General features: G+C 66.7%; 13 protein-coding genes. 12 read left to right on the top strand and 1 reads right to left on the bottom strand.

Features of this window, described 5'->3' with window-relative positions; genetic code table 11:
- Positions 1-116: 116 nt before the first annotated feature.
- The 6 genes from SOM47_RS01730 (at position 117) to SOM47_RS01705 (ending at position 8,213) form a co-directional block, all read left to right on the top strand.
- Complete coding sequence (locus tag SOM47_RS01730; protein WP_320504604.1) at positions 117-2,675, top strand: TonB-dependent receptor; 2,559 nt, start codon at positions 117-119, stop codon at positions 2,673-2,675.
- Positions 2,675-3,796, top strand: coding sequence for an NHL repeat-containing protein (locus SOM47_RS01725; RefSeq protein WP_320504603.1), 1,122 nt, complete (start codon positions 2,675-2,677; stop codon positions 3,794-3,796). Before SOM47_RS01730 ends, SOM47_RS01725 begins: the two co-directional genes overlap by 1 nt.
- A complete protein-coding gene (locus SOM47_RS01720) occupies positions 3,790-5,172 on the top strand; it encodes a purple acid phosphatase family protein (protein WP_414715765.1) in 1,383 nt (460 codons plus the stop codon). The genes SOM47_RS01725 and SOM47_RS01720 overlap by 7 nt, the downstream gene beginning before the upstream one ends.
- 26 nt (positions 5,173-5,198) lie before the next feature.
- The gene (locus SOM47_RS01715; protein ID WP_414715764.1) at positions 5,199-5,801 is read left to right on the top strand and encodes an inorganic diphosphatase; all 603 of its coding nucleotides are present in this window, start codon (positions 5,199-5,201) and stop codon (positions 5,799-5,801) included.
- Between the two features lie 165 nt (positions 5,802-5,966).
- Positions 5,967-7,382 (top strand): cryptochrome/photolyase family protein, encoded by a 1,416-nt coding sequence (locus tag SOM47_RS01710; RefSeq protein WP_320504601.1) that lies wholly within the window; start codon positions 5,967-5,969, stop codon positions 7,380-7,382.
- 135 nt (positions 7,383-7,517) lie between these two features.
- Positions 7,518-8,213 carry a YiaD family glycine zipper/OmpA-like lipoprotein gene (locus SOM47_RS01705; RefSeq protein WP_042612375.1) on the top strand — a complete coding sequence of 232 codons (696 nt, stop codon included), beginning with the start codon at positions 7,518-7,520 and terminating at the stop codon, positions 8,211-8,213.
- An 81-nt stretch (positions 8,214-8,294) separates the two neighbouring features.
- On the opposite strand, the gene SOM47_RS01700 is transcribed toward SOM47_RS01705, so the two are convergent.
- Positions 8,295-9,314, bottom strand: coding sequence for a LysR family transcriptional regulator (locus SOM47_RS01700; RefSeq protein WP_101098414.1), 1,020 nt, complete (start codon positions 9,312-9,314; stop codon positions 8,295-8,297).
- 146 nt (positions 9,315-9,460) lie between these two features.
- Here SOM47_RS01700 and SOM47_RS01695 point away from each other — a divergent pair, with 146 nt between their 5' ends.
- From SOM47_RS01695 to SOM47_RS01670, 6 genes are all read left to right on the top strand, one after another.
- Positions 9,461-9,688 (top strand): hypothetical protein, encoded by a 228-nt coding sequence (locus tag SOM47_RS01695; protein ID WP_042612373.1) that lies wholly within the window; start codon positions 9,461-9,463, stop codon positions 9,686-9,688.
- The gene (locus tag SOM47_RS01690; protein ID WP_042612372.1) at positions 9,685-10,455 is read left to right on the top strand and encodes an SDR family NAD(P)-dependent oxidoreductase; all 771 of its coding nucleotides are present in this window, start codon (positions 9,685-9,687) and stop codon (positions 10,453-10,455) included. The genes SOM47_RS01695 and SOM47_RS01690 overlap by 4 nt, the downstream gene beginning before the upstream one ends.
- 112 nt (positions 10,456-10,567) lie before the next feature.
- Positions 10,568-11,815, top strand: a complete 1,248-nt coding sequence (locus SOM47_RS01685; RefSeq protein WP_042612409.1) for an efflux RND transporter periplasmic adaptor subunit — start codon at positions 10,568-10,570, stop codon at positions 11,813-11,815.
- 98 nt (positions 11,816-11,913) lie between these two features.
- Positions 11,914-15,084 (top strand): efflux RND transporter permease subunit, encoded by a 3,171-nt coding sequence (locus SOM47_RS01680; RefSeq protein WP_042612371.1) that lies wholly within the window; start codon positions 11,914-11,916, stop codon positions 15,082-15,084.
- Positions 15,085-15,153: 69 nt separating this feature from the next.
- Positions 15,154-15,891 (top strand): SDR family oxidoreductase, encoded by a 738-nt coding sequence (locus SOM47_RS01675; RefSeq protein ID WP_320504600.1) that lies wholly within the window; start codon positions 15,154-15,156, stop codon positions 15,889-15,891.
- Positions 15,885-17,303 carry an efflux transporter outer membrane subunit gene (locus SOM47_RS01670; protein WP_320504599.1) on the top strand — a complete coding sequence of 473 codons (1,419 nt, stop codon included), beginning with the start codon at positions 15,885-15,887 and terminating at the stop codon, positions 17,301-17,303. Before SOM47_RS01675 ends, SOM47_RS01670 begins: the two co-directional genes overlap by 7 nt.
- Positions 17,304-17,467 lie beyond the last annotated feature (164 nt).

Here is a 17,467-nt window from a genome sequence, read left to right as displayed (position 1 = left end):
AGGTCGCGGCCAGCGCGGGGACGCGTCCATGACCGATCCGGTGCCCCGGTGTCATGCCCGTGAAACCTCGCCGACATACCTTGCCCTCCCATTCTTCACACCGAATGGGGACACCCGTGCAGACCAAGACACCGTTGGCGATCGCCATCACCCTGACCCTGGCGATGGGGGCTGCCGCACCGCTGCATGCCGCCGGGCAGGACGTGGCCGCCACCAGTGCCCTCGCCGCTGATGCCACCGACCTGGACCGCATCGAAGTGCGCGCCCAGCTGGAATCGCAGCTGCGCGCGGTGGACCTCAAGCGCAGCAGTGATGCCATCGAAGACGCCGTGTCCTCCGATGCGCTGGGCCAGTATCCGGACAAAAACGTGGCCGAATCGCTGCAGCGCCTGCCCGGCGTCAGCGTCACCCGCGACCAGGGCGAAGGGCGCTTCGTGGTGGTGCGCGGCCTGGATGCCAACCTCAACAGCGTCAGCATCGACGGCATCGCGGTGGGCACCCCGGAGGATTCCAGCCGCGCCGCACCGCTGGATGTGATCCCGTCCGATTCCACCGAGCGCCTGCGCGTGGTCAAATCGCCGACCCCGGACATGCCGGGCGATGCCATCGGTGGCGCGATCCTGGTCGAGTCCGCATCGGCCTTCGACCGCGACGGCCGCAGCCTGCGCGGCAAGATCGAAGGCAGCCACCAGCAGCTGTCCGGCCACACCAGCCCGAAGGCGGCGATCAACTACAGCGAAGTCTTCGCCGATACGTTCGGCGTGGCACTGGGCGTGAATTACCAGAACCGCAAGTTCGAATCGGACAACACCGAAGTGGAGTACGACGGCGAAGACGATGCCACGCCGGGGGATGTCACCGCGATCAACCTGCAGCACCGCAAGTACGAAATCGAGCGCAAGCGGATCGGCGCCAACCTCAACCTGGACTGGCGTCCCAGCGAAGACAGCAGCTATTACCTGCGCGCGCTGTACAGCCGCTTCGACGATGCGGAGACGCGCCAGCGCACCATCTTCAACTTCGAAGATGCGGACATGGCGGCCACCGGTACCGACCAGTTCCGGCTGGACGACCTGCCGTCCGATGCGATCCAGAAGCGCATGCGCTACCGCACCAAGGAAGAGAACACCTTCGCGGCCAGCCTGGGTGGCGAGAACCGCTTGAGCTCGGCCGTGGTCGACTACAAGGTGGGCTATACCAAGACCGAAGAGCGCGTGGACGATGAGATGGAAGCGCGCTTCGAACTGGATGCCGACGACCTGTCCGGCACCCTGGACCAGCGCAGCCGGTTGCCGCGCTACACACTGTCCAACAACGAGTGGATGGACAACGCCAACTTCGCCTACGATCGCATGATCCTGTCGCCCAAGCGGGTGGACGACAAGGAACACAGCGCGCAGGTCAACGTACGTTTCGACGCAGACAACGCCAGCTACAAGATCGGCCTGCTCGGGCGCTGGCGCGAGCGCGACGTGGACGTCAACGAAGTGGAGCTGCGCCGCGGGCCGGCGATCGACCTGGACAGCTGGACCACCGGTGCGCCCGAGCACCGGCATGGGTCGCTGGGGCAGGGCATGAGCTCGGCGCTGATGCGCCGCTACTGGGCGGCCAACAGCGGCCTGTACAGTGCACGGCCGCAGGAAACCGGGGCCAATGCGGTGAGCTCGCTGGAAGAGGATTACACCGCCAGCGAAGACATCTTCGCCACCTATGCGATGGGCACCTGGGACATCGGCGCACTGCGCATCATCGGCGGCGTGCGCGTGGAAAACACCCAGTTCAGCGCCGTCGGCAACCAGGTCGACGTGGCCGAAGACGAGCGTAGCTTCACCGTCACCCCGCGCCTGGCCAACAGCAGCTACACCAACGTGCTGCCCGGCCTGCACCTGCGTTACGACGCGGCTGATGACTGGGTGCTGCGTGCATCGGCCAACAAGACCGTCTCGCGTCCGTCCTTCGGCGACATCTCCCCGCGCGTGGGCTACAGCCGCGGCGATGAGGAAGTGCGGCTGGGCAACCCGGAACTGGATCCGTACGAGTCGACCAACATCGACCTGTCGGTGGAGAAATACCTGGGCAGCACCGGCATCGTCTCGCTGGGTTTGTTCCACAAGTCCATCGACGGCTACATCGTGGAGACCGTGCGCCAGAATGATCCGGCCTACGCAGGCTTCGACGTGACCCAGGCGATCAACGGCGACAAGGCGAAGGTGCGTGGCGCCGAGTTCAATTACCAGCAGCAGCTCGCCTTCCTGCCGCCGGGACTGGATGGCCTGCTGGTGGGCGCCAGCGGCACCTGGCTGGACACCCAATTCGATCCGGGCCTGGACGACCGCGCCGGCGATGACTTCATGCTGCCGCGTGCCTCCAAGCATGTGTACAGCGCGCATGTCGGCTATGAAAAGTACGGCCTGAGCACGCGCATTGCCGCGGTGTACCGCAGCGAATACCTGGACAGCATCGGTGCCGGCCGCGCGTTCGATGTGTTCGTCGCACCGCACACCCAACTGGATTTCTCGCTGGACTACAAGTTCAGCCCCCGCGTCAGCATGTACTTCGAGGCACAGAATCTGTTGGACAAGCCGCTTGAGCTCTACCAGGGCACGCGCTCGCGCACCCTGCAGCTGGAAGAATACGGCCGCACGTATGCCGTTGGCCTGAAGGTGTCGCTGTGATGGCGCGCCGCATGCTGCTGGCCAGCGCGATGACGCTGGTGCTGGCGACCGCTTGCACGCCCGCCGTGCCGCCGGCGAACGATACCGCCACCAAGGCGCCTGCCGCCGTAGACGCCAGCGCGGCGCGCCAGGTCGCCACGCTGGCCGAAGCCTTCCTGACCCCGATGACCCCGGACGACAACATCGATTCCCCGGCGGCCTGGAAGGCACCGGACGGCAAGACCTGGCTGATCGCAACGGCCAAGGCCACCGACAAGCTGGTGGTGTATGACGGCAGCACCGGTTCGCCGCTGCGTGGGGTCGGCAGTACGGGCGCCGCGCTCGGCCAGTTCGACCGCCCCAACGGCATATCGGTGACCGATGACCTGCTGTGGATCGTCGAGCGTGACAACCACCGCGTGCAGGTGTTCTCGTTGCCGGATTTCACTCCGCTGGCAGTGTTCGGTGCGGACGATCTGCGCAAGCCGTACGGCCTGTGGGTGGACAAGCGCGCCGATGGCTACGCCGTCTACGTGACCGATTCCTGGGACAACGGCGAGGACGCACAGGGCAATGACATCCTGCCGCCACTGGCAGAGCTGGACAAACGCGTGCGCCAGTACCACGTGCGCCGCGATGGCGCGGAGCTGACCGCAACGCTGGCCGCGAGCATCGGCGACACCAGCGAAGCCGGCGCGCTGCGCGTGGTGGAATCGATCTGGGGTGACCCGGCCAATGATCGCCTGCTGGTGGCAGAAGAAGACGAAACCTACGCCAGCGAGTTCAAGGTGTACACGATGGCGGGCCGCTTCACCGGCACCACCTTCGGCCGTGATGTATTCAAGGCACAGGCCGAAGGCGTGATGCTGCGTACCTGCGGCAAGGACGGCTGGTGGATCACCACCGAACAGGGCAAGGAGCGCAGTGTGTTCCACCTGTTCGACCGCCACAGCCTGAAGCCGGTGGGATCCTTCCAGGGCAACAAGGTGGCCAATACGGATGGCATCTGGATGATGCAGCAGGGAACGCCGCGCTTCCCGCATGGCGCGCTGTACGCCGTGCATGACGACCAGGGCGTGGTGGCTTTCGACTGGGAACAGATCGCCAAGGCGCTGGCGCTGCCGCTGGAGTGTGCATCGTGATCGCGCGCCTGGCGTCCCTGGCCTTGGGTGTCGCGCTGGCGCTGTCTGCCGTGCCGGCGCTGGCCGATGAGCCGGCCTCGCGCGTGGAGCCCAACAGCCAGGTGCCGGCGGGCAACCGGCACTATGCCGCCACCGGCTTCCCGGACCGCATCGTCGCCTCGCCGGCGGCCGATGCCGCGCAGGGCTTCGCCGTGCGCTGGCGCACCGATGGCAGCGTGCAGGCACCGCTGCTGGAGATCGCCCCGGCCGACGACACCCCCGGGTTCGGACCGATCACCCGTATCACCGCCAGCAGCCAGCCGCTGCAGACCGAGAACGGCCTGTCGCACCACCACCGTGCCGATGTCAGCGGCCTGACGCCCGGTACGCTGTATGTGTACCGCGTGCAGGGCAAGGACACCTGGAGTGCCTGGAACCAGCTGCGTACCGCTGGCAGTGCCGATCAGCCGATGACCTTCCTGTATTTCGGCGATACCCAGAACAAGAACCTCAGCCATGTCACGCGGGTAGTGCGGGCCGCGCAGAAAGCCGCGCCGGACGCCAACCTGAGCCTGTTCGCCGGCGATCTGGTCAGTGGCGGTTACGACGCCGATGACAGCGAGTGGGGCGAGTGGTTCGCCGCCACCGGCTGGCTGGCGCAGGAAACGATGCTGGCCCCGGCGATCGGCAACCACGAGTATTTCGAAGAGTTCGAAGACACCCCGCAGGAGCGCCGGGTGATGGCGCGGCACTGGCCTGCTACGTTCGCGCTGCCGGACAACGGGGCGAAGGGCGCAGAAAAGAGTACGTACTGGTTCGACTACCAGGGCGTCCGCTTCGCCGTGCTCGATGGCACCTCGGCAATGGACCTGGGCACCGCGCAGGCGCAGGCGCAGTGGCTGGACGGCGTGCTGGCGGCCAACACCCAGCCGTGGACGATCGTGGTGGTGCACCAGCCGTTCTATTCGCCGGCGCGAGGCCGCCACAACCCGGTGCTGCAGGAAGCGCTGCTGCCGGTGGTGCGCCGCCACGACGTGGACCTGGTGCTGCAGGGCCATGACCACACCTATGGCCGCCGCGGCGAAGACGGCATGGCGACCCCGCAGTTCGTGGTCAGCAACGCCAGTCCGAAGCAGTACCGGCTGTCGAAGGAAGCCCTGCAGACGATGTCACCGGTGGCCGAGGACACCCAGCTGTTCCAGGTGCTGCGCATCGACCCGCAACGCCTGCACTACGAAGCGCGCACGGTGACCGGCAAGCTCTACGATGCCTTCGAGCTGGTGCGCCAGGCCGATGGCAGCACCCGGAAAGTGGAGCTGGAAGAAGGCCGCATCGAACCGCGCCGCTGCCTGCGCCCGCATGCGCCGACCGGGCGCAAGGACCGGTGCTGGGAATGAAGGCCCCCGTGCGCAACGCGCTGCCAATGCTGGCACTGGCCGCCGGCCTGGTCCTGATCACCGGCGCGGCGATCGGCGCCGACACGGTGCTGCATCCGTTCCTGGCCGCACAGCCCAGGCAGGCTCCTGAGGAGGTGCACCTGGCCGTGGAGATTCCGGCCGGGAGCTTCACCAAGTACGAGATCAAGGAAGACGGACTGGTGCATGTGGACCGCTTCCAGTCGATGCCGGTGGCGTACCCGGCCAACTACGGTTCGATGCCGCGCACCTTGGCCGGTGACAACGATCCGCTCGATGCACTGGTCCTGACGCGTGAACCGCTGCATCCGGGGGTAATCGTGCGTTTCCGGCCGATCGGCTATCTGAAGATGGTCGACGATGGCGAGCAGGACGAGAAGGTGATCGGCGTGCCGACCGACAAGGTCGATCCCAGCTACGCGCACATCCGCGACCTGGACGACCTGGCGCCGATCGAGCGCCAGCGCATCGAAGCGTTCTTCCGCGTGTACAAGGACCTGCCCGAAGGCCGCAATCCGGTGCAGTTGAGCGGCTGGGGCAACGCCGCCGAAGCGAAGGTGTTGATCCAGCAGTCGATGCAGCGTTTCGACCGCGCAGGAAAGGGCAGGTAGCGCCGAGCCATGCTCGGCGAGCGCGCAGCGCGGCCTGTATCAGACGTGGCATCGCCTGCCCGGAAAGCCGCCGAGCGTGGCTCGGCGCTACCCAAGTCGGCTCTACAGCCAGGTCACGCGCCATCGTTATGATGGCGCTTCCTGTTTTTGCCTTGGATGCAGCGCGTGTCATCAGCCCTGGTGTGGTTTCGCCGTGATCTCCGCCTTGCCGACAACCCGGCCCTGCAGGCTGCGCTGGAGGCAGGGCATGACGTCGTCCCGGTCTACATCCACGCTCCGCACGAGGAGGGCAACTGGGCACCCGGCGCGGCATCCAATGCCTGGCGGCACCGTTCGCTGGCTGCGCTGGATGCGGACCTGCGCGCACGCGGCTCGCACCTGGTCCTGCGGCAAGGCGACAGCCTGGACGTGCTGCAGCAGCTGATCAGGGAGACCGGCGCGCAAGCGGTGTTCTGGAACCGCAGATACGAACCGGCGACGCAACCGCGTGATGCGAAGATCAAGCGCGCGCTGCGCGAGCAGGGCCTGCAGGCAGACAGCTGCAACGGCAGCCTGCTGTTTGAACCGTGGGAGCTGGAAACCAAGCAGGGCGGTCCGTACAAGGTGTTCACCCCGTTCTGGCGTAACGCACTGAGTAACTGGAGGCTGCAGCCGGGCAGCCAGGCGCCGGCGAGCTTGCCCGCGCATGCCGTACAGGGGCTCGCGCTGGACGCGCTGGGCCTGGCCCCCACGCTGGGCTGGGATGCCGGCTTCTGGGAGCATTGGCAGCCCGGCGAGGCCGGCGCGCGCGAGGCGCTGACGGTGTTCGTCGACGGCGCGCTGCATGGTTATCGCGAGCAGCGCGACCTGCCGGACCGGGTCGGTACCTCGTTGCTGTCACCGCACCTGCATTTCGGCGAGATCGCGCCGTGGCGCATCGTGCATGCGCTGGAAGCAGAGCGCAGCGCCGGCCGCAGCGCCGACATCGATGCCTACATCCGCCAGTTGGGCTGGCGCGATTTCGCCCATCACCTGCTGCACCATTTTCCGAAGACCAGCGACGAGAACCTCAACCCGCGTTTCAACGGCTTTGCCTGGGCCACGCCCGGTGCCGCCGACCTGCAGGCGTGGCAGCAGGGCCGCACCGGCGTGCCCATCGTCGATGCCGGCCTGCGCCAGCTCTGGCATACCGGGACGATGCACAACCGGGTGCGGATGATCGTGGCCAGTTACCTGTGCAAGCACATGCGGACGCATTGGATCGTCGGCGCGCGCTGGTTCTGGGACACCCTGGTCGATGCCGACCTCGCCAACAATTCCATGGGCTGGCAGTGGGTCGGTGGCACAGGGGCCGATGCCGCGCCGTATTTCCGGGTGTTCAACCCGGTGACCCAGGCCGAGAAATTCGATCCGCAGGCGCGTTACATCACGCGCTGGGTGCCTGAATTGGCCGCTCTGCCCGTCAAGGCACGTTTTGCCCCCTGGCAGCACGCCGCGCTGCTGGCAGCTAAGGCCCCCGGCTATCCGCGCGCACCGTTGATCGACCTGACGGAAGGCCGCGAGGCGGCGTTGGCGGCGTATCGCCGCACCGGCGCGGAGTAGGGCGCTTTTGCACGCCTTGGGGAACAAGCTGAACGGGGCGCTGTCCCCACGCGGCGCCCTCATCCCCGCATCGCGTCAGGCTGTATATGCTCACCCCGACGCACGCCGGACCAGCCGGCTTCCAAGGAGAACTCCATGATCCGTTCCGCTCCCCGCAATGTGGCCCTTGCCCTGATGACCGCCGCAGCGCTCAGCGCCTGCGCCACTGGCGGTTCCTACGTGCAGAGTGACCAGTACGGCAATGAAACCCAGCAGCAGAACCGCACCGGCCGCAACGCGCTGATCGGCACCGCAGTAGGTGTCGCAGCTGGCCTGTTGACCGGTGGCAGCGCGACCGAGCGCCGCCAGCACGCCATGATCGGCGCTGGCATCGGTGCGCTCAGTGGCGCGGCCGTTGGCCAGTACCAGGACCGCCAGGAACGCGCGCTGCGCGAACGTACCGCCAATACCGGTATCGACGTGGTGCGCCAGGGCGACAACATCAGCCTGAACCTGCCGGACGGCATCACCTTCGATTTCGGCAAGTCGGCGCTGAAGCCGCAGTTCTACGGCTCGCTCAACGGCGTGGCCAGCACGCTGTCCGAATACAACCAGACGATGATCGAAGTGGTCGGCCATACCGACAGCATCGGCAGCGACGCGGTCAACAACCGCTTGTCCAAGGAACGCGCCGATGCCGTGGCGTCCTACCTGACGGCGCAGGGCGTGCAGCGTGCGCGTATCGAAACGCTGGGCGCGGGCAAGGCCTATCCGATTGCCGATAACAGCACCGACGCGGGCCGCGCACAGAACCGCCGCGTCGAGATCCGCGTGATTCCTTTGCAGCAATAACGCGCAGCGTTAGTGCTGAAAAATGCCGCCCTTGCAGGCGGCATTTTTTGTGGGTGACGGCCAGTGGCCGTCATCACCCGATCAGGCAGCGACCACTTCCAGGATCCGCTTTCCTTCGGCGGCCGCTTCTGCTTCGGCTTTCTCGGTCTGCTGCTGCGCGTACTTCGCCGCCGGGCACTGCGCCATCATGTAGTTGGCGTCGAAGTTCAGCTTCTCCACCAGGAAATCCACGAACGCGCGCACCTTCGGCGACACCAGCTTGCCGCCGGCGAACACCGCGTTGAAGTCCACTTCCGGGCCGGTCCAGCCGGCCAGCACGCGGCGCACCATGCCGGTCTCGATGAACGGCTTGGCCATCACGTCACCGGTCAGCAACAGGCCTTCGCCGCACACCAGTGCGCCATTGAGCGCGGACACATCGTTGGCCACCATCAGGGGCGTGACCGGGAAATCACGCAGTTCGCCGCCGTTCTCGCCGAGCTGCCAGGTAATCCGGTTGGGATGGCTGTGGTACGCCTTGCGCATCGCCAGGATCCGATGGAACTGCAGCTCGTCCGGGTGCAGCGGCTCACCATGCCGCTCGATGTACGCCGGGCTGGCGAACACCTGCGTGCGCAGCGTGCCGAGCTTGCGCGCCACCAGGTTGGAATCGGGCAGCGACCCCACGCGCAGGGCCAGGTCGGCCTCGCCGGCGATCAGGTCCAGCTTCTCGTTGCCCAGATGCATGTCCAGGCGGATTTCCGGATACATCGCATGGAACTGGCCCATCAGCGGCGCGATCCAGGTGATGCCCAGCGAATAGGGCACGGTGAAGCGCAACCAGCCACGCGGGCCGGACTGCAGCTGGCTCACCGCACTCTCCGCTTCTTCCAGTTCGCGTGCGATGCGCTGGCAGTGCTCGTGGTAGATCGAGCCGGCCTCGGTAAGGCCCAGCCGACGCGTGGTCCGGTGCAGCAGGCGCGCGCCGAGGCGCGTTTCCAGTTCCTGCACCTTGCGGCTGACAGTGGTCTTGGGAAGGCCGAGCGATTTGGCTGCAGCAATGAAACTGCCTTGCTCGACCACTTTGACGAAGATCAGCGTTTCGTTGAGATCGTGGGACATGGTCGAATTCCTGGACGTCGGGGACGGGATTATCGTGACAAAAAGATTGGACCGGGTGCGGGATGATTATTCCCCTAAAAGAGGACTAATCAAGTAGGAGTTAGAAGCGCACCATGGCGCCATTCCCGAACCGGAGGCCATCAGCCATGAGCCTGCGCAACATTCTCAACCTTTTCCGCTCCGCCGACCAGCACGACCTGGACCAGGCGATGACGGTCGAAAATCGTCCCAGCTCCTTGGTTAACAAGGATTTTCGCGAGTTCACCGCCGTCCCGCGGCAGCAGCGTGGCGGTGCCCTGCGTATCCGCCCGCGTGGCATGGATCGCCTGGGCCGTATCGGTATTGTCCCGCAGATGGGAGGAAATATCCCGTGAACGGGACGCTGGCGCCGGAGGTCCTCGTCCTCGGCGGCACCGGTGCCGTGGGCCAGGGCGTGGTCGGTGCATTGCTGGAAGCCGGCAGCCCGGTGCTGGTGGTCGGCCGCGATCCGGGCCGGCTGGCCGCACTGCGGTTGCAGTTCGACGACGAGCCGGGCCTGGAGACCATGCTCGGCTCGCTGGCCGATGACGAATCGGCCAAGGTGGTCGCCGACCGCGTCGCCGCACGCCAGCGCCCGTTGGGCGCGGTGGTCGCAGCGCTCGGGGGGCCGTATGCACGTGGCCGGGTCATCGACCGTCCCGGCGATGCGCTGATGCAGACCCTGCAGCTGGACCTGATGCCGCACGTACACGCCGTCCGCCACCTGCTGCCGCTGCTGCAGGACCACCACCACCCGCGCCGCTTCGTGATCATCGGCAGCCCCGCCGGCCTCAAGCCGTGGGCCGCGCATGGTGATTCCTCGATCACTGCCGCGGCACTGCGCATGTACGCGCAGGTGGTGCACCAGGAGGCGCAGGCGATGGGCGTGCGCGCGCAGCTGCTGGAAGTCGGTGCGCCGGTGTGCACGCCCAGCAACGCCGCCAACGCCTGCATCGAGTGGCCGAGCGCGTTGCTGGTCGGCCGCCGCCTGGTCTCGCTGCTGGACCAGTGCCACGACAACCGCGCGATCGTGCGTTGCGATACGCGCGATGCGCAGCTGCCTCGCGGGCTGCTGCGGCTGGACGCGCCGCCGCGATGGCGCGAATCGGCCGGGAGTGCTTGACCTCAACCTTTGTTGAGGTCGCACCATCCCCCGGCCGCCGGCCCGACCGGCACCACGAACGACAGAACACCCGTATCACCACCCCCTACGGATACATGCCATGAACACCATGATGCCCCTCCACCGCACCACCCGCCGCCTGGCCTTCGCCACGGTTTCGGCGTTGGCCCTGGCCATCCTTACTGCCTGCAGTGGCAGTCATGCCGAAGAAGCCGGCGCACCGCCTGCCCCGGAAGTCAGCGCCGCGCCGGTGCTGGTCAAGCAGGTCAGCCAGTGGGATGAGTTCAGTGGGCGCGTCGAAGCGGTCGAGAATGTCGACCTGCGTCCACGCGTCTCCGGCTACATCGACAAGGTCAACTACATCGAAGGCCAGGAAGTGAAGAAGGGCGATGTGCTGTTCACCATCGATGCCCGCAGCTACCAGGCCGAGTACGACCGCGCCCGCGCCGAGGTCGCCCGCGCCCGCACCCAGTCCACGCTGGCCCGCGGCGAGTCCGAGCGCGCCAAGCGCCTGTCCGAACAGCAGGCCATCTCCACCGAAACCTGGGAACAGCGCCGTGCGGCGTCCGACCAGGCTGGCGCCCAGCTGCAGGCGGCGCAGGCGGCCCTGGATGCGGCGGCGCTCAACCTGGAGTTCACCAAGGTGCGCGCGCCGATCAACGGCCGTGCGGGCCGCGCGATGGTTACCGCCGGCAACCTGGTCAGCGCCGGTGATGCAGCCAGCGTGCTGACCACGCTGGTGTCGCTGGAGAAGGTGCACGTGTACTTCGATGCCGACGAAGCCACCTTCCTGCGCTATGCGCAGATGGCACGCAAGGGTGAGCGCCCCAGCGAGCGCGACGAATCGCTGCCGGTGCGCATCGGCCTGAGCGGCGAGCAGGGCTTCCCGCACGAAGGCAAGGTCGACTTCCTGGACAACCAGGTGACCCGCAGCACCGGCACCATCCGCGTCCGCGCGCTGCTGGACAATGCCGACCGCCAGTTCACCCCGGGCCTGTTCGCCCGCGTGCAGCTGCTCGGCAGCGGCCAGTTCCAGGCCATGCTGATCGACGACCGCGCGGTGCTGACCGACCAGGACCGCAAGTACGTCTACGTGGTCGACAAGGACGGCAAGGCGCAGCGTCGCGACATCGCGCTGGGTCGCAGTGCCGAAGGCCTGCGCATCGTGGAGAATGGACTGGCGGCCGGCGACAAGGTGATCGTCGACGGCGTGCAGAAGGTCTTCATGCCGGGCATGCCGGTACAGGCCAAGCCGGTGGCCATGCAGTCAGGCACCGCGCCCGCCGCCACCCCTGCAAAGGCCCCCGTCCCGGCACCCGCACCGGCACGCGTTGGTAGTGAAACCGCCGCACTGAACTGATCCATCCGGCCAGCGTCACCGCGAACCCCGATCCCCTGCCAGCACGGCAGGGGCAGGGTGGCTGCACCCCCGCGCCGGCCAAACCCAAGGACATTCCCATGGATTTCTCCCGCTTTTTCATCGACAGGCCGATCTTCGCGGCGGTGTTGTCGATCATCATCTTCGCCGCCGGCCTGATCAGCATCCCGCTGCTGCCGACCGGTGAGTATCCCGACGTCGTCCCGCCTTCGGTGGTGGTGCGCACCGTGTACCCGGGCGCCAACCCGAAAGTGATCGCAGAAACGGTGGCCACGCCGCTGGAAGAAGCGATCAACGGCGTGGAGGACATGATGTACATGAAGTCCGTCGCCGGCTCCGACGGCGTGCTGCAGATGACCATCACCTTCCGCCCGGGCACCGACCCGGACGCGGCGGCGGTGAAGGTGCAGAACCGCGTGGCGCAGGCCCAGGCCCGTCTTCCCGAAGACGTGCGGCGGCAGGGCGTGACCACCCAGAAGCAGTCGCCGACCTTCCTGATGGTGGTGCACCTGACCTCGCCGAACGGAAAGTACGACACGCTGTACCTGCGCAACTACGCCCGCCTGCACGTCAAGGACGCGCTGTCGCGCATCCAGGGCGTGGGTGATGCACAGATCTTCGGTGGCGGTGACTACGCCATGCGTGCCTGGCTGGACCCGGACAAGATCGCCGCGCGCGGGCTGACCGCCAGCGACGTGGTCGGGGCGATGCGCGAGCAGAACGTGCAGGTCTCGGCCGGCCAGCTGGGTGCCGAGCCGATGCCCAACAGCCAGTTCCTGACCCTGATCAATGCGCAGGGCCGGCTGAAGAGCGAGCAGGAATTCAACGACATCGTGCTCAAGAGCGGCGTCGACGGTGAAGTGGTGCGTCTGTCCGATGTCGCCCGGCTGGAACTGGGCGCCGGTGACTACACCCTGCGTTCGCAGCTGGATGGCAAGAACGCGGTGGGTATCGGCATCTTCCAGGCTCCCGGCGCCAACGCGCTGGAAATCCGCGATGCCGTCATGAACACCATGGACGAGATGCAGAAGACCTTCCCGGACGACGTCAAGTACGAGGCGGTGTATGACACCACCATCTTCGTGCGCGACTCGATCAAGGCGGTGGTGTCCACCCTGCTGGAAGCCATCGCGCTGGTGGTGCTGGTGGTGATCCTGTTCCTGCAGACCTGGCGCGCCTCGATCATTCCGCTGATCGCCGTGCCGGTGTCCATCGTGGGTACCTTCGCTGCGCTGTACCTGCTGGGCTTCTCGATCAACACGCTGAGCCTGTTCGGCCTGGTGCTGGCGATCGGCATCGTGGTCGATGATGCGATCGTGGTGGTGGAGAACGTCGAGCGCAACATCGAAGAAGGCCTGTCACCCACCGCCGCCGCCCACCAGGCGATGAAGGAAGTGTCCGGCCCGATCGTCGCCATCGCGCTGGTGCTGTGTGCGGTGTTCGTGCCGATGGCCTTCCTGTCCGGTGTCACCGGCCAGTTCTACAAGCAGTTCGCGGTCACCATCGCCATTTCCACGGTGATCTCGGCGATCAACTCGCTGACCCTTTCGCCGGCCCTGGCCGCGCGCCTGCTCAAGCCGCATGACGCCGCCAAGGATGCGCCGACACGCATCATCGATCGCCTGTTCGGCTGGATCTTCCGTCCGTTCAATCGCTTCTTCAAGTCCAGCTCGGAGAAGTACGAGCGCAGCGTGTCCAACATCCTCGGCAAGCGTGGCGCGGTGTTCGTGGTGTACGCGCTGCTGCTGGTCGGCACCGGTGTGATGTTCAAGCTGGTCCCGCCGGGCTTCATCCCCACCCAGGACAAGCTGTACCTGATCGCCGGCGTGAAGCTGCCGGAAGGCTCTTCCATCGCCCGGACCGACGCGATGCTGAAGAAGGTCGCGCAGATCGCCATGGAAACCGATGGCGTGGCACACACCATTTCCTTCCCCGGCCTCAATGCACTGCAGTTCACCAACACGCCCAACACCGGCGTGGCCTTCGTACCGCTGAAGCCCTTCAGCGAGCGTAATGGCCGCACCGCAGCGCAGATCAACGCGGAGATCAACCAGAAGATCGCCGCGCTGCAGGAGGGCTTTGCGTTCTCGATGATGCCGCCACCGATCCTCGGCCTGGGCAACGGCAACGGCTACCAGATGTTCATCGAAGACCGCGGCAACCTGGGTTACGGTGCGCTGCAGACGGCCGTGCAGACCATGCAGGGCGCTGTCTCGCAGACCCCGGGCATGGCCTTCCCGATCACCAGCTACCAGGCCAACGTGCCGCAGCTGGATGCCGAAGTGGACCGCGTCAAGGCCAAGGCCCAGGGCGTGCAGCTGACCGAACTGTTCGACACGCTGCAGACCTACCTCGGTTCGTCCTACGTCAACGACTTCAACCAGTTCGGCCGCACCTGGCAGGTGATCGCCCAGGCCGATGGCCAGTTCCGTGACAGCGTGGAAGACATCGGCCGCCTGCGTACCCGCAACGACCGTGGCGAAATGGTGCCGATCGGTTCGATGGTCACCGTCAAGCAGACCTTCGGCCCCGACCCGGTGCTGCGCTTCAACGGTTACCCGGCCGCCGACCTGGCCGGTGAAACCGATCCACGCCTGCTGTCGTCCACCGAAGGCATGGCCAAGCTGACCGAGATCGCCGCGCAGGTGCTGCCGCCGGGCATGGTCACCGAATGGACCGACCTGAGCTACCAGCAGGCCACCCAGGGCAATGCCGCGCTGATCGTGTTCCCGGTGGCGGTGATGCTGGCCTTCCTGGTGCTGGCCGCGCTGTATGAAAGCTGGTCGCTGCCGCTGGCGGTGATCCTGATCGTGCCGATGACCCTGCTGTCGGCCCTGTTCGGCGTGTGGCTGACCGGCGGTGACAACAACGTGTTCGTGCAGGTCGGCCTGGTGGTGCTGATGGGCCTGGCGTGCAAGAACGCGATCCTGATCGTCGAGTTCGCCCGGGAGCTGGAAATGGGCGGCAAGGGCATCGTCGAAGCGGCGCTGGAAGCCTGCCGACTGCGTCTGCGCCCGATCGTGATGACCTCCATCGCCTTCATCGCCGGCACCGTGCCGCTGGTGCTGTCGCATGGTGCAGGTGCCGAGGTCCGTTCGGTCACCGGCATCACGGTGTTCGCCGGCATGCTGGGCGTAACGTTGTTCGGCCTGTTCCTGACCCCGGTGTTCTATGTGGCCCTGCGCAAGTTCGTCACCCGCAATGGCGGTGGCCAACTGGTGGCCCACGGCGAATCCACGCTGCATCACTGACCTGTTCCTCCCCCGGTAGCCGCCGAGCATGGCCCGGCGCTACCCCCTGACCCAACCTGGAACCCCACAATGAACGCGAATACCCCCAAGATTGCACTGGTCACCGGCGCCACCCGTGGCATCGGCACCGAGACCGTGCGCCAGTTGGCGCAGGCCGGCGTGCACACCCTGCTGGCCGGTCGCAAGCGCGACACCGCCGTGGAAGTCGTCCTGAAGCTGCAGGCCGAAGGGCTGCCGGTGGAAGCCATCGAGCTGGATGTCACCGACGAAGCCAGCATCGCCGCTGCCGTCGAGCAGGTCCGCGCGCGCCATGGCCACCTGGACATCCTGGTCAACAACGCTGGCATCCTGCTTGATGACATCAGCAAGGCGCCGTCGCAGCAGTCGCTGGATGCCTGGCGCCGCACCTTCGACACCAACGTGTTCGCGCTGGTGGCGGTGACCCAGGCGTTCCTGCCGCTGCTGCGCGAATCGGCCGCTGCGCGCATCGTCAACGTGTCCAGCCTGCTCGGTTCGGTCACCCTGCACAGCCAGCCGGGTTCGCCTATCTATGACTTCAAGGTGCCGGCCTACAACGTGTCCAAGAGTGCAGTGAATGCCTGGACCGCACAGCTGGCCTACGAACTGCGCGACACCGCGCACAAGGTCAACACCGTGCATCCGGGCTACGTGAAGACCGACATGAACGGTGGCGAGGGCGAAGTGGAAGTGTCCGTGGGCGCGCAGTCCAGCGTGCAGATGGCGCTGCTGGATGCGGATGGCCCGAACGGCAGCTTCACCTACCTGGGTGAGGTGCTGCCGTGGTGATCAAAACCCTGGTGGTTGCCCTGGCCAGCGTGCTGCTGGCCGGCTGCGTGACCGTCGGACCCAACTACAAGGCGCCGGTGGAAGCACCGGTGACCCTGCAGGGATCGGCGGCGCCGGTGTACAGCACCGAGTCGCCGGTGGCGACCTGGTGGGCACAGTTCGATGATCCGGTGCTGGAGGAACTGGTGCACCGCGCGTTGGCCGACAACCTGGATCTGCGTGTCTCGGTATCGCGCGTGCAGCAGGCGCGTGCGGTGTTCGTTGAAAGCCGCCTGGACCAGGCCCCGCATGTCACCGCAGGCGGTTCGTACGACCGCCGCAAGCAGCCAGATGCGTTGGCCGGTGGCGAACGGGTGTTCAGTGAGACCTACCAGCTCGGCTTCGACGCCGGCTGGGAGCTGGATCTGTTCGGTCGCCAGCGTCGTGCCGCCGAAGCCGCGCGCGCGGACCTGGATGCGGAGTGGGCCAACCTCGCCGATGCCCAGGTGCTGGTCGCCGCCGAAGTGGCACGCAATTACTTCGAGCTGCGCGGCACGCAGAAGCGCATCGCAGTAGCCGAACAGACCTTGGGCAACCTGCGTGACACCCAGAAGCTGACCGAAACCCGCTGGGACCTGGGCGCTGGCAGCGAGCTGGACGTGCAGAGCAGCCGCGCCCGGTTGAAGGCCATCGAAGCGGACATTCCGCTGCTGGAAGTGGCACAGACCCAGTCGCGGCATCGCTTGGCCGTATTGCTGGGCCTGCGTCCGGATGCGTTGGACGGCCTGCTCGCCCCGCGCGATGTACCGGCCTTCGCCAAGGCATTGCCGCTTGGCGACACGCGCGAGCTGCTGCGCCAGCGAGCGGACGTACGCGTGGCCGAACGCCGGCTTGCCGCGGCCACGGCACGGGTCGGCGTTGCCACCGCGGATCTGTTCCCGCGGTTGTCACTGAGCGGCTTCGTCGGCTTTCTTGGTGGCGATGCCAGCGGCCTGGTCAACGGCAACAACAAAGCGTGGTCGCTGACCCCGTCGTTGAGCTGGGCCGCGTTTGATTTCGGCACCGTGCGTGCGCGCCTGAAGGCCAGCAAGGCTGAAGCCGATGGCGTGGCGGCGCAGTACGAACAGGCCGTGCTGCTGGCGCTGGAAGACACGGAGAACGCGCTGACCCGCTACGCCAAGCAGCAGGCCCGGCTGGCGATCGTCGCCGAGCAGGCGCAGGCCGCACGGCGTGCGGAAACGCTGGCGCAGATCCGCTATCGCGAAGGGTCGGAAGACTTCCTGACCCTGCTCGATGCACAGCGCACGCAGCTGTCGGCCGACGATGCACTGGCCGCCGCCGAAGCGGAGGTCAACGTCAGCGTGGTCGGTGTGTACAAGGCACTCGGCGGCTGGGGCCAGGCCGCACAGCCAACCGTCGCGCTGGCCAACTGACGCAGCACCGGTAATGACAGCCGCTGGCCGTCACGCTCCCGCGTTGGTGGGTGACGACCGTTGGTCGTCACGCTCCCGCGCTTGCCGCTGCGCTCGCCGAGCATGGCTCGGCGCTACCGAGCGCAGGCGACACCCCGGTAGTGACGGCCGCTGGCCGTCACACT

This window comes from Stenotrophomonas sp. CFBP8980 (assembly GCF_034046095.1).
Classification (GTDB): Bacteria; Pseudomonadota; Gammaproteobacteria; order Xanthomonadales; family Xanthomonadaceae; genus Stenotrophomonas; species Stenotrophomonas lacuserhaii.
Note: the sequence above shows the minus strand (reverse complement) of the source record. Positions and strands in the feature narration are given on the sequence as shown.

Bases quoted from the DNA above. Each gene is read 5' to 3' on its own strand.
- SOM47_RS01725 (WP_320504603.1), top strand. From the start codon at position 2,675: ATGGCGCGCCGCATGCTGCTGGCCAGCGCGATGACGCTGGTGCTGGCG.
- SOM47_RS01715 (WP_414715764.1), top strand. From the start codon at position 5,199: ATGCTGGCACTGGCCGCCGGCCTGGTCCTGATCACCGGCGCGGCGATC.
- SOM47_RS01705 (WP_042612375.1), top strand. From the start codon at position 7,518: ATGATCCGTTCCGCTCCCCGCAATGTGGCCCTTGCCCTGATGACCGCC.
- SOM47_RS01700 (WP_101098414.1), bottom strand. From the start codon at position 9,314: ATGTCCCACGATCTCAACGAAACGCTGATCTTCGTCAAAGTGGTCGAG.
- SOM47_RS01695 (WP_042612373.1), top strand. From the start codon at position 9,461: ATGAGCCTGCGCAACATTCTCAACCTTTTCCGCTCCGCCGACCAGCAC.
- SOM47_RS01685 (WP_042612409.1), top strand. From the start codon at position 10,568: ATGCCCCTCCACCGCACCACCCGCCGCCTGGCCTTCGCCACGGTTTCG.
- SOM47_RS01680 (WP_042612371.1), top strand. From the start codon at position 11,914: ATGGATTTCTCCCGCTTTTTCATCGACAGGCCGATCTTCGCGGCGGTG.
- SOM47_RS01675 (WP_320504600.1), top strand. From the start codon at position 15,154: ATGAACGCGAATACCCCCAAGATTGCACTGGTCACCGGCGCCACCCGT.